The sequence below is a fragment of the Collinsella sp. AM16-21 genome, from assembly GCF_003471905.1.
Lineage (GTDB): Bacteria > Actinomycetota > Coriobacteriia > Coriobacteriales > Coriobacteriaceae > Collinsella.
Window position 1 is genome coordinate 115,267 of sequence record NZ_QRKJ01000002.1, and the last position, 12,461, is coordinate 127,727.

Sequence of the window (12,461 nt, forward strand, 5' to 3'; positions counted from 1 at the left end):
AAACCGCTTCCGGGGTGATCGGCTTATGTGCGGGGGACCGCCCCCCCTACGCCTCCTCGGCCATGAGGCCGACCGCCCATACCCAGCAGGCGAGCTCGCGCGCCGTGGCCACGTTCGCCTTGTTGCCGTGGACCCCGCGCGCGAGCAGCGCCTCCCGCCTCTCGACCAGCCTCCGCACGCCCTTGGCGGCATGCCTCCGGGCGCCCCGGTCCGGGGCCTGGCCCTTGGCGAGGTCCTTCGGCCGCCCCGAGCATGTCATGTAGTGCCATGCGGCCTCGACCAGCGTCTTCCTCAGGTGCTTGTTGCCGGCCTTGGTGATCGCGCCCCTGCGGTCGCTCTCCCCGCTGGAGTGCTCGGAGGGCGTCAGGCCGACCCACGCCGTGAACGAGCGGGCGTTCGACTGGATAGAAAAACGCCCGTCGGCGGTGGTGCCGGCGGGCGCTGCTGTGCGATATGTTGCGTTGTGGGCTTAGTGCCTCATAAAGTGGTACTCGATCACATTGCTGTAGGGGTGACCCGGGCCCACGATGCCCTGCGGGAACAGCGGCTGGTGCGGCGTGTCGGGGTACATCTCTGCCTCGAGGGCAAAGCCGGCGCCCCAGCCGTAGTTGGCATCGTCCTTGGCGTGCTCGTCGCCCAACCAATTGCCGGTGTAGAGCTGCACGCCCGGGGCGGTGGTGTAGTAGTCCAGCTCGCGGCCGGTCCACATCTCCTCGACGTGCATCGCGCGGCGCAGATTACGGCCGTACTGATAGCCATCGATACACAGGCAGTGATCATAGCCACGGGCCTGCTTAATCTGCGGGTCGTCGGCCTCCATGCCGGGAGCGACGGGGCGCAGCATGCGGAAGTCAAACGGCGTGCCCTCGACTGGAGCGATTTCGCCGGTGGGAATGTTCTGGTCATCAATGGGCAGGTAGTGGGCGGCGTTGGCGACAAAGAAATGTTCGCAGTCCATGCCGGCGTTATGACCGGCAAGGTTAAAGTACGTGTGGTTGGTCATGGACACGTAGGTGGCGCGGTCGCTCTCGCAGCCATACTCGATGCGGAAGACGCCGGTGCGCGTAACGGTAAACACGGCTGTAAAGGTTCGGTTGCCGGGCAGGCCCAGCTCGCCGTCCTTAAGCGAGGTGGTCATGCGCACGGTGTTATGGACCTCGTCGAGCTCAACATCCCACACGCGTTTATGCAGGCCGTGCTCAAGATCGCTGTGCAGGTTGTTGGTGCCCTCGTTGGCAGGCATATGCCAGTCCGTGCCGTCGATGGTGATCGTGGCGCCCGCGGTGCGGTTTGCCACGGGGCCGATGGTCGCGCCAAAGCAGGCGGGGTTGTCAAAGTAATCCTCGAGCTTATCGAAGCCCAGCACCACATCGCGCACGTTGCCGGGAATGTCGGGCACATCGATACCCAGCACGGTGGCGCCATAGTCCATAATGCGAACGCAGATCTCGGGCCCGTTGAGGGTGTAGCGATGAACGGGGGTACCGCACGGCGCGGTGCCGAAAAGCTCGGAAGTGATCATTTGGTTCCTAACATCGAGGTATTTCCGACAAACTGTAGCGCGAACAGGCGAGATTATCACTACACCCCACTAAAGCTGGGGGTATTTTTCTCAAAAAAGTGATGATTGGAGCTGTGCGGGCGTTCATTTTTGACGCGTACGAGTCTGATACAATTTGTTCGTTACTGTTTGAATGATATGCGCGCAAAGAACGGCGAGGATTCATCGTGATTAAGGCAGAGCGACAGGATAAGGTTCGCCAGCTGCTCGAGGAGCAGGGCACGGTCTCGGTCAAAGAGATTTCGGATGCGCTGGGCGTTTCGGACATGACGATTCGCCGCGACCTCGAAGAACTTGCGAGCCTAGGCGAGATCGAGCGCGTGCATGGCGGAGCCCGCAGTGCACAGGGCCGTCCCCACGCTATGTTGCGCCATGAGTATTCGCACAGCGAGAAGCGCACTAAGCATGCCGAGGAAAAGCTGCAGATTGCGCGCCGTGCTGTGGAGCTTATCGAGGAGGGCTCGACCATCTTTTTGGGCACGGGCACCACGGTTGAGCAGATGGCCTCGATGCTGCCGGCGTTTCGCCTGCGTATCGTGACCAATTCGCTTTCGGTGTTCAACCTGCTCGAGGAGCGCGAGGACTGCGAGCTGTGCCTCGTGGGCGGTATGTACCGCCGCCGCACTGCCGCTTTTGTGGGGCCGACGGCCGAGGATACCCTACGTGCGCTGGGCATCGATGCGGCGTTTATCGGCGCCAACGGTATCTTGGACGGTGACGTATCCACGTCCAACATGGACGAGGGCCGTATCCAGCAGCTCGCCTTTAGCAAGGCGGACTCGCGCTATCTGATCGCCGACTCCAGCAAGATCGGCAAGCGCGACTTCTACACCTTCTTCCGCCTGGACAGCCTGGACGCCGTGGTGTGCGAGCCGGGTATTGCCGCCGAGGATCGCGCCGCCATCGAGGAGCACGCGCAGGTCATTTGCTAGCGAGCGTTGCCGGAGATATTGTTTGTTGTGACCTTTGCAATGGTCGGTATTTTTGTAACTATAAGCTCATTTAAAGCTCGGTATTTTTGTATTATTAGATATATCTGAAGGTCGGTATTTTTGTAAACTAGCACGTAAATTATGCTGAGGTGAGATTATGTTTAAACGGAAGGCATATGATCGTCTGCAGGAGTGGAAAGAACGCTCGCAAGGGCGCACTGCGGTGCTTATTGAGGGTGCAAGACGCGTTGGCAAAACGACGCTCGTCAAGTGCTTCGCGCAAAATGAATACAAGGATTATCTGTACATTGACTTTTCGGCTGCTAGCAAAGCCACGCTCGATATATTTCTGAACCATCGTGAAGATGTCGATCTTTTTTTACGCATGCTTCAGCTGCAGTATGGTAAGGCCCTCGAACCGAGAGAGTCGCTGGTCATTTTTGATGAAGTGCAGCGGTTTCCCATCGCGCGCGAATACATAAAGCATCTTGTAGAAGACGGCAGATTTGATTACATCGAGACAGGCTCTCTTGTCTCCATCAAAAAGAATGTCGATAGCATTGTCATACCGTCAGAGGAAGAAAGAATCCCTCTCGAGCCCCTCGATTTTGAGGAGTATCTTTGGGCGACCGGAAAAGATCTTTATGCAGAAGAGATCCGTAAAGCGCGCGAATCTCGGACCGCGCTTCCGGACGGCGTTCATGCGACGTGCATGAGATTATTTGATGAGTATATGCTTGTCGGTGGTATGCCTCAGTCGGTCGACTCCTTTGTGGCAGAGAATGATTTTAGAGGATGCGACAGGGTTAAACGGCAGATTATCGCACTGTACAGGGAGGACATTGCCAAGTTTGGAGGTTCGGACGCTAGACGTGCGCGGGCGGTTTATGACGATATTCCGGGTCAATTATCTGCGGCAAATAAACGGTTCAAATTTGACAGCGTGGAGAAGGGGTCCCGTTTTGAGACATATGAGTCGGCGTTAATCTGGCTTGAGGATGCGCGACTGATTAACCGTTGCTATTTATGCAGTGATCCGAGCGTGGGTTACCGCCTGCACGAGGACGCGTCTTCGCTTAAATGCTATATGGCGGACACGGGATTGCTCGTGAGCTTGGCGTTTGATGATGGTCCGGACCTTATGGATGTTCATAGAGACATTCAATTTGGAAGAATTTCAATTAATAAAGGAATGCTAATCGAGAACATCGTGGCGCAGCAGCTTAAGAGTCTGGGGCATTCGCTTTTTTATTACAGCTGGCAGGAGCCTTCCAAAACAGAGGGGAGTCGGCCCAGAACGCGTGAAATTGATTTTCTTGTTTCGCGCGGCTTTGAAGACGCGGCTGGAAAACCGCGGGTCACTCCTGTTGAAGTTAAATCTTCCAAATCGTATTCAACAATCTCGCTTGACGATTTCGGCAGACGATTCGAACGACGAGTCGGAGAAGAGATAGTTCTTCACCCAAAACAGCTCAGGGCTGAAGGGCATAGGATATATCTACCTCTGTATATGACGATCTTTATCTGATCGGTGGAATGCGGCCAAAAAGGGGGCATGCGGCTGAGATTGTCAGCCCGGTCTATTTTATTTGTCTCGATCTGTAACAGCTAGGGGCGAAAACACAAGCTAGTTGTTACAGATTTAGATTGAAGGGATTGGCTCGCACGTTTATCTAAATCTGTAACAACTAGACGTCCAAAACCGGGTTAAGTGTTACAGATTTAGATATTTCGGCCCGGCCTCCACGTTTGTCTCAATCTGTAACAGGTGGGACCGAAAAACTCGGCTAGATGTTACAGATTGAGACAAACGGACCTCGACCCGCTCAAAAACAAAAAAGACCGGGGGCGGCGCGCCGTGTGACGTGCCGCCCCCGGCTGAGAAATGGGGACAAGTTATGTGAGTGGGGCAATGCCGCCCGTCGCAAGCCACTAGTCCAGACGACGGGTCTGCGCCACGTGCTTGTACCAGTAGGCGCTTGCCTTGGGCGTGCGCTTCTGGGTCTCAAAGTCCACGTAGAAGAAGCCGTAGCGCTTGTTGTAGCCGTTGGTCCAGGAGAACTGGTCCTGCAGGCTCCACAGGAAGTAGCCGCCCACGTTGACACCCACCTCCATGGCCTTGAGCAACCAGCGCAGGTGCTGCTCGATGTAGTCGATGCGCGGCTGGTCGTCCACAAAACCGTCCTTGTAGGGGTCCTTGTAGCCCATGCCGTTCTCGGTGATGAAGATCTGCTTGTAGTTGGGGTAGCGCTGCTTAATGTAGACGAGCAGATCGAACAGGCCCTCGGGATAGATAATCCAGTCCCAGTCGGTGGTGGGGATGCCGGGCTTGTTCACATGCTCGCCAATACCCTTAACGCGCCAGCGGCCGGTGCCTTTCTCGCCCGTACCGTTGTGGTGCAGGTCGTTCTCGCCGTCGTAAGCCTTGAGGAAGCGGCACTGGTAGTTGTTGACACCCAGGTAATCGTTGTAGAGCGCAGCCTCGCGCATGATTTCCAGATCATCGTCCAGGATCTCGATGGCGCCGCCCGAGACGGCAGCCAGGCGGTTGGCGCACTCGAGGGTGTCGGGAGCATAGTCCCCGCGGAAGGTGGCGTCGAGCAAGAACTGGTTCTGCAGCACGTGCTCGTTATTGGCGGCCTTGATGTCGGCGGGGTCGTTCTCGTTGAGCGGATACTTAAACTCCAGCGATTGAATGACGCCGATCTTGCCCTTAAAACCGCCGTTGTGGAAGGCCAGCACGGCCTTGGCGTGGGCGAGCATCATGTTGTGCTCGCACTGGAAGGCCTCGGCCAGATGAGCTTTGACGCCGCCGGGGAAGGTACCCTCGATGTAGGTGTTGGAGGCGTCGGCCCAGATCTCGTTAAAGGTGAACCAGTAGGTCACCTGGTCGGCGTACTCCTTAAAGCAGAAGGTGGCAAAGTCCACAAAGGCATCGATGGTCTCGCGGTTGAGGAAGTCGCCCTTCTCAAAGAGGGGAAACGGCGTGTCAAAGTGATGCAGCGTGACGAACGGCTCAACATGGTGCTTATGGCACTCGGCGAAGAGATCGTGGTAGAACTGGACGCCCTCGGGGTTGATTTCGCCGGTGCCGTTGGGGAAGATGCGGCTCCAGGCGATGGAGAGGCGAATACCGTTGATGCCAAACTCCTCGCACAGCTCCAGGTCCACCGGATACTGGTTGTAGAAGTCGGAGGCGGGATCGGGAGAGAAGCGACCTTGGGCTTCCAGAAAGTCGTCCCAGGCAACCTTGCCCTTACCGTGAGTGCGGGTCTCGCCCTCTACCTGGTAGGCAGCAGTGGCGCCGCCAAAGACAAAGTCCTCGGGAAACTGCGCAGGCGGGTTGGTGACGCTAGCAGGGTTAACGGACATGATGATCCAATCGTCTAAATCGAAGGGCCAGCCGGTCTTGGATGGTCGGCTGGCCCTAGGCGTTACTTACTTCGAAAGCTGCTCGGAGACGAAGGCGAGAGACTTGTCGCCGTTCTGGGAGAGCTCAATGTACTGCTTACCGCGGCAGGCGACGCACTTGTTGCCCACGCGCTCGCAGTCTTTCTGAAGGTCGGCCAGGTAGCTTGCGGCCTGCGGAGCCAGGACGACCAGGTCAAAGTCGGGGAGCATGTCCACGTGGTTGCCATATGCCTCGGCAGCGGTCTCAAGATTGATGCCGCGCTCCTTGGCAGCCTTGGCCAGTGCGTTGGCGAGCAGGCCCGAGGTACCGCCGCCCTGGCAGAGCACGAGCACGCGCTTGCCGTTGAGGTCGCTGGCGGTCGTTGCCTCGGCAGCGGATGCTGCAGAAGCGGCGGGGGAGTCGGCCTTCACGGCCTCGGCGGCGCCGCCGGCGGCAACACTCTTGGCGTCGGCCTTACCCTGGAAGGCGTCGTTGAGCTTGGCGGCCTTCTCGGCGTTCTTGGCGGCGAGCTCCTCCTGGGAGATCTCGGCCTCCTCGGCGCACTTCTGGGCGTCATAGGCACGGAAGAACGGGTAGTACAGGACAAAGTCGACGACCAGGATGAGGGCGAGCATCACAAAGGCGAGCGGCTGGAAGCCCAAGCCCATGATGGTGCCGATGGGGCCGGGGACGGTCCAGGGCAGGGTGTACATAAAGCCGTTCATGCCCAAGAAGTCGATAAAGATCTTGAGGATCCAGATGTTGGCGATCGGGGCAAAGACAAACGGGACAAAGAAGACGGGGTTGAGCACGATGGGCGCGGCGAACAGCAGCGGCTCGTTGACAGCAAAGCAGACCGGGACGATGGCGGCCTTACCGACGGCGCGCATCTCCTGAGACTTGGCCAGGAAGCAGAACATAAAGACCAGGACGAGCGTGGCACCGGTGCCGCCCATGCAGACGACGAAGTACTGGGCACCCTGGGTCAGGACAGCGGTGGCGTGCTCGCCGGCCTGGAACGCAGCCAGGTTGTCGGTCATGTTGGCAACGAGAGCGGCGGCGATGGCGGGCTCGACGATCGAAGGGCCGTGGACGCCCACGAACCAGAAGAGGCTCATGGCGCCGTAGATCACAGCGAGGCCGATGTAGCCGTCGGCAGCGGTGAACAGGGGCTGGAACACCTGGATGACGCCCTGGGCAAAGCAGAAGCCAAAGGCAGCGCGGAAGACGATGTCAAAGACCCAAAAGACGGTGATGCAGACGGAGAAGGGGATGATGTCCTTAAAGGTCTGCGAGATGTTGGGCGGAACCTGCTCGGGCATCTTGACGGTGATGTTGCGCTTGATGAAGAACTTGTAGATGATGCCGGTCACAAACGCAGCGATAAAGGCGGTCAGCAGGCCTTTGGAACCAAGGTAGGTGGTGTTGAAGCCGCTGGCGGCGTCCGTGGCGATCGTGTCGCTCGAAAGGAGCAGGAAGCCGATGATGGCTGCGCACATGCACGAGATGAAGTTGATCTGGTTGTTCTTGGGTAGATCGCGGTTCTGGGCGTCGGCGAAGTGCTTGGCCGTGGTGGCGGCGCAGGCGATGGCCAGGATGCCCATGGAGTAGTTGTAGCACTTCCACAGGGCGTTGTTGATGTCATCGGGCCAGTAGAAACCCCAGATGTTGGGGACCGAGGCTACCAGGCAGAAGATGGACGAGAAGATGATGATGGGGATGACGGAGATAAAGCCGTCGCGGATCGCCTTGAGGTACTTGTTGCGGGCGATCGCGTTGAAAAAGGGTTGGCCCTTTTCGATGATGGCGATGAGTTGCTCCATGCAATGCTCCTAAGAGTCGGTGGGTTAGCAACGATGGTAACTTTTGGCGTTCGGTTGCCAAAATGTTGACGTTGCCATTTTGCGACACAAAAAAAGACGCGAACTGATGGTTCCTGTGCCTGCGAACCGTCGATTCCTTATGCGTAAACGTTTGAGCCGCCCGGTGGCTCTGTGTTTGCACAATGGCAACGTTAACATTTGGACTACAAAAGCCGTTCGGGGAAGCAAAAATGTCGGTGAACGGTAGGTTTTGGGTGGTGAGCGTATGGCGGAGGAGGCGTTAGATATACTTAAAGACGTTTCATTTAACTGCGTAGGGTGCCACCAATGGCATCGTTGACATAGAAAGATCGACCTATGGCCGCTGTTAAAAAATCGGTTTCCGTTAAGGACGTGGCGCGTCTCGCGGGCGTCTCGGAGCAGACAGTCTCGCGTACGGTGCACGATTCGCCCAGCGTGCGCCCCGAGACCAAGGAGCGCGTGCGTGCCGCCATGCGCGAGCTGGGGTATCGCCCCAATTTTGCCGGTCGATCGCTGCGCCGCGGCAAGTTTAAGACTGTCGGCGTCGCCATGTTCAACATTACCGGCACCGGCAACCTCGACCGTATGGAGGGCTTTGCCGCCGCGGCCGACAAACATGGCTATGCCATCACCCTCACTAAAGTAGACGGGCATCCGTATACCCTCGAGAGCGCATCGTCGCGCATGAGCGCACTGCCGGTGGATGGCATGGTTGTGATTATGAACCGCATGCCGGCGGACTTTGGCACCTTTGAGCCGCTGCCCGGTATGCAGACGGTGCTCGTTACCATGCTGGAGCACCCGCTGTGCTCGACGGTCGATAACGACCAGTTCGATTGCTCGCGCCAGGTGGTCGAGTACTTGCTGGGGCAGGGGCACAAGACTGTGCACTTTATCTCGTGCCCCGAGCGCTCGCTTTCGGGCATGCAGCGCGAGGAGGGCTGGCGCGAGACGCTGCGCGCGCATGGTATTGAGCCGCCGCGATTCATTCGTGGCGATTGGACGGCGCAGAGCGGCTATGCTGCCGGTCAGGCTCTGGCAGACGATCCGACCTGTACGGCCATCTATGCCTCCAACGACGCCATGGCCTACGGCTGCATTCGCGGGCTCGAGTCGCGCGGAAAGCGCGTGCCCGAGGACGTGAGCGTGGTGGGTGTCGATGACAGCCTGGGCGACATCGTGCCCGATCGTCGCCTGACCACGGTGCGCTTTGATAACAAGCGTGTCGGCATGTGGGCGGTCGACAAGATCGCCGGCGCCGAGGGCGTTGCGCCTGGCGTGGAACACATGCTGATCCCCGGCGTGCTCGTAGCGGGCGATACGGTGCACGATGTACGCTAGGGTGCGGACCTGTTTGGGTTGCCGCTAATTGTGTTCGAGAATGTTCAGATTGGTTTAAAAACCGTTCACGGGTGAAAAGCAACCGTTCATAGCTCGAAATTACGTTTTGCGCTGTTCTTTTTTGTTTGAATGTTAATGTTCCTGCCATACACAGCGCAGCGCGTATGCCCGGACGCGATGCTCTCCGTTGGTTCATATGTGAAAGGAACGCAATATGGCAACCAAAGAAGAAATCTCGATGGTTGGATTCGAGATTGTCGCATACGCGGGCGACGCCCAGACCGATCTGCTTGCAGCGCTCGATGCTGCTCGCGAGGGTGATTTTGAGAAGGCCGAGCAGCTGCACAAGGATGCCAGCGATGCACTTATCGGCGCCCACGACACGCAGACCAAGCTGCTTTCGCAGGAGGCCGGCGGCGGCGAGATGGAGATGACCTTCATCATGGCTCACGCTCAGGATACTCTCATGACCACCATGATCCTGGAGAAGCAGACCCGCTTTACCATCGATGCCTATAAGCGCATCGCCGCACTCGAGGCTAAGCTCGCCTAACGAGCTCTCACAACCAAGTCCCCTTCCAAAAGCTCTGCCGCTACCCGCGGCAGGGCTTTTTCTGTTTACCCGGCACTTGGGGACGTTCCTTATCTGCCGGCAGTTTGGGACACTCCTGCCATGCATTCGATCCTTTGAGGATGGAAGAAACCGGGTCATTAGGTTTGCTGCGGTGCCGACTCGGTCTGTCGGTTACAAAACTATGCCGGTTTACTACGATGAATCGCATTCTTTCAACTATGGAAAGAACAGCGTTATCAAAGCCGCAGGTAGAAAGCTTGTCATTTTCTGCTAATAGCAAATGTGGTCGGTCCTATCGGTTTTATCGTAGTAAACCGGCATAGTTTTGAAATGGCACTATTCGACTAGCAGCGTTATGGAGCTTCTGCACGCCCTCCCGTTCGGTTTTTTGCTGGGTGGGTATACTTCCATCCGCAATACAGACCGGACTGAGGAGGTATCCAAATGCCGGACAACGGATCGATTCAAAAGAGAGACGCGCACGAGATGGCTCATGGACGTCCTGTCCAGATAACCGAGCACACGACGGTAACCGAGCTGCAGCCCAGCCTGTCCGATGTCGTGTGCGCAAACAAAAAGCTGCAGATTGGCTTTATCGTTGCGCTCGTGGTACTGGCGCTGCTGTCGGGCTTTGTGGCTCGTCCGCATTTTGCCGATACCAAGACTTGGGACTCCACCATCGAGGTTATCGACCAAAAGAAAGGTAACGTACTGGCGCTCACGGCCTCGTGCGTGGCGCTGTCTGCGGGCATTACCGCGCTGCCGGGTGATACGGGTACGCCGGTCGCTGAGCAGCTCGCACAGCTTTCAGGCAACCTTGGTATCGTGCTTGCCGTGCTATACCTAGAGAAATACTTGCTCACGATTTTGTGGTCGGTTGGCTTGGGCATCTTAATCCCGTTTGCGTTGGCGCTCTTTGCGGTGTCGCTTGGCATTCACGGGCGCTGGAGCACGAGTGCCGTCCTGCGCCGCGTGGCGACCCGCGTGCTGGTAGTCGCCATGATCGGCATGGCGTTGGTGCCTGCAAGCGTGTGGGTATCGCAAAAGGTCGACGAGACATATCGCGTCAGCATTGAACAGGCCGAGCAAAAGGCGGCCGACGCTGCGAGTGCGGCAGATAGCGACAGCTCCAAAGCAAGCAAGAAAAAGACCGAGTCTACAGAGTCCAAAAACGTGCTCGAGCAGTTGACTGACGGGGCCTCGAGCTTGGTCACGTCGGTGACCAGCGGTGCCAAGCAGATGACCGACAAGATCGTGCAGCAGGTGACCGACCTCATCGAAGGCGTCATCGTGATGATCGTGACCTCGTGCGTTATCCCGCTGCTGGTGCTCGCGGCGTTTCTGTGGCTGGGACACACGCTACTGGGGATCGATATCTCTGGCCCGGCGAACTATTTGACGGGCCGTTTTCTGAGCGCTCCGTCCAAACATGCCAAGAAGAGTGGGCAGTCTGAGTAGGCGGCAAAGCGAACTTTGGAAGATCAACCGTAAGAAGGGCGGCCGAGACACGTTCTCGGCCGCCCTTTTGTTTGCTGAACACATGGTCGCTACGTCCGCGCCAGACCCAAACGGTCAGCAATCATCCGTGAATGGTATTTGTTCAAAAAAGAACAAAGATAAACAAATAGTTGTTGCAGTTAATGTTCGAATGTGTTCAAATAAACATGAACAGTGAAGAACCGCACATTCAGATGCCCGGACCTGAACGCGATTCAACACTTCCAAACAGAAACTACGCACCTGCGTATCTCTCAAGGAGGATGTCATGAGGGTTGTAATCGCTTCCGATGCCGACGGTATGTCGATGAAGGAGTCCATCAAGGAGATGCTCATCGCCGACGGTCACGAGGTCGTCGACTATTCCGAGACCCCTGCCGCGGACTTTGTCGATTCCGCGACCGCCGTTGCCAAGGACCTGCTGGAGCACAAGGATTCCCAGGGCTTCGCATTCGATAAGTACGGCGTCGGCTCCTATATGGCCGCTGTCAAGATCAAGGGCATGGTCGTCGCCAACATTTCCGACGAGCGTTCCGCTTACATGACCCGCGAGCACAACGGCTCGCGCATGGTCACCATGGGCCCGGGCGTTGTGGGCACCGAGGTCGCCAAGAAGATCGCCCGCGAGTTCCTGCGCGCCCAGTACGCCGGCGGCCGTCACCAGATCCGTGTCGACATGCTCAACAAGATGGCCTAACGAGAGCCACCGAGAACTCGAACTTCTACCTCAACTTGTGAATTCAGACGAAAGGACGTTCTGATGAAGAAGACCATCGCAATCGGTTGCGACCATATCGTTACGGACGAGAAGATCTATCTGGCCGACCGCCTGGAGCAGGCTGGATACAAGGTGCTCGACTGCGGCACCTACAGCCACACCCGTACGCACTATCCCATCTACGGCAAGGCCGTGGGCGAGGCTGTTGCCAGCGGTAAGGCCGACTTTGGCGTGGCCCTGTGCGGCACCGGCATCGGCATCACCAACGCCGTCAACAAGGTTCCCGGCGCCCGCTGCGCCCTGGTCCGCGACATGACCTCTGCCCTGTATGCCCGTCGCGAGCTTAACGCCAACATCGTGGGCTTTGGCGGCAAGATTACCGGCGAGTTCCTGATGGCCGACATTATGCTTGCCTTCCTGGAGGAGCCCTACGAGAAGACCCCCGAGCACGATGCCCTGATCGCCAAGATCGACGCCTGCAATAAGGCCGACGCCGAGGCTCAGGCTGACCCGCACTTCTTTGACGAGTTCCTCGAGAAGTGGGACCGCGGCGAATACCACGACTAAGGGGTTCCGGCGTTTTAACAAACGCCGGACCGGTTG

At 57.7% G+C, this 12,461-nt stretch carries 11 protein-coding genes; 7 read left to right on the plus strand and 4 right to left on the minus strand.

Going from position 1 to position 12,461, the window contains the following annotated elements:
* Positions 1-46: 46 nt before the first annotated feature.
* Positions 47-406: a transposase gene (locus tag DW180_RS02240; protein WP_369831515.1), complete on the minus strand. Its 360-nt coding sequence runs from the start codon at positions 404-406 to the stop codon at positions 47-49.
* Between the two features lie 63 nt (positions 407-469).
* A complete protein-coding gene (locus DW180_RS02245; protein WP_118237212.1) occupies positions 470-1,522 on the minus strand; it encodes an aldose epimerase family protein in 1,053 nt (350 codons plus the stop codon).
* 206 nt (positions 1,523-1,728) lie between these two features.
* On the opposite strand from DW180_RS02245, the gene DW180_RS02250 reads away from it, so the two are divergent.
* Positions 1,729-2,493: a DeoR/GlpR family DNA-binding transcription regulator gene (locus DW180_RS02250; RefSeq protein WP_233545142.1), complete on the plus strand. Its 765-nt coding sequence runs from the start codon at positions 1,729-1,731 to the stop codon at positions 2,491-2,493.
* 157 nt (positions 2,494-2,650) lie between these two features.
* Positions 2,651-4,021, plus strand: coding sequence for an ATP-binding protein (locus DW180_RS02255; protein ID WP_117637046.1), 1,371 nt, complete (start codon positions 2,651-2,653; stop codon positions 4,019-4,021).
* A 404-nt stretch (positions 4,022-4,425) separates the two neighbouring features.
* On the opposite strand, the gene lacG is transcribed toward DW180_RS02255, so the two are convergent.
* Complete coding sequence (gene lacG / locus DW180_RS02260) at positions 4,426-5,865, minus strand: 6-phospho-beta-galactosidase (protein ID WP_118237214.1); 1,440 nt, start codon at positions 5,863-5,865, stop codon at positions 4,426-4,428.
* Positions 5,866-5,931: 66 nt separating this feature from the next.
* The gene (locus tag DW180_RS02265; protein ID WP_118237216.1) at positions 5,932-7,707 is read right to left on the minus strand and encodes a lactose/cellobiose PTS transporter subunit IIB; all 1,776 of its coding nucleotides are present in this window, start codon (positions 7,705-7,707) and stop codon (positions 5,932-5,934) included.
* A gap of 357 nt (positions 7,708-8,064) precedes the next feature.
* Here DW180_RS02265 and DW180_RS02270 point away from each other — a divergent pair, with 357 nt between their 5' ends.
* The 5 genes from DW180_RS02270 to lacB all read left to right on the plus strand — a co-directional run bounded on the left by DW180_RS02270 (position 8,065) and on the right by lacB (position 12,425).
* On the plus strand, positions 8,065-9,069 hold the full coding sequence (locus tag DW180_RS02270; RefSeq protein WP_118237218.1) for a LacI family DNA-binding transcriptional regulator: 1,005 nt from the start codon (positions 8,065-8,067) through the stop codon (positions 9,067-9,069).
* Positions 9,070-9,283: 214 nt separating this feature from the next.
* A complete protein-coding gene (locus tag DW180_RS02275; RefSeq protein WP_089572387.1) occupies positions 9,284-9,622 on the plus strand; it encodes a PTS lactose/cellobiose transporter subunit IIA in 339 nt (112 codons plus the stop codon).
* A 465-nt stretch (positions 9,623-10,087) separates the two neighbouring features.
* Complete coding sequence (locus DW180_RS02280) at positions 10,088-11,101, plus strand: hypothetical protein (RefSeq protein WP_118237220.1); 1,014 nt, start codon at positions 10,088-10,090, stop codon at positions 11,099-11,101.
* Between the two features lie 307 nt (positions 11,102-11,408).
* A complete protein-coding gene (gene lacA, locus DW180_RS02285; protein WP_006234830.1) occupies positions 11,409-11,837 on the plus strand; it encodes a galactose-6-phosphate isomerase subunit LacA in 429 nt (142 codons plus the stop codon).
* 63 nt (positions 11,838-11,900) lie between these two features.
* A complete protein-coding gene (gene lacB, locus DW180_RS02290) occupies positions 11,901-12,425 on the plus strand; it encodes a galactose-6-phosphate isomerase subunit LacB (protein WP_006234831.1) in 525 nt (174 codons plus the stop codon).
* Positions 12,426-12,461: the final 36 nt, after the last annotated feature.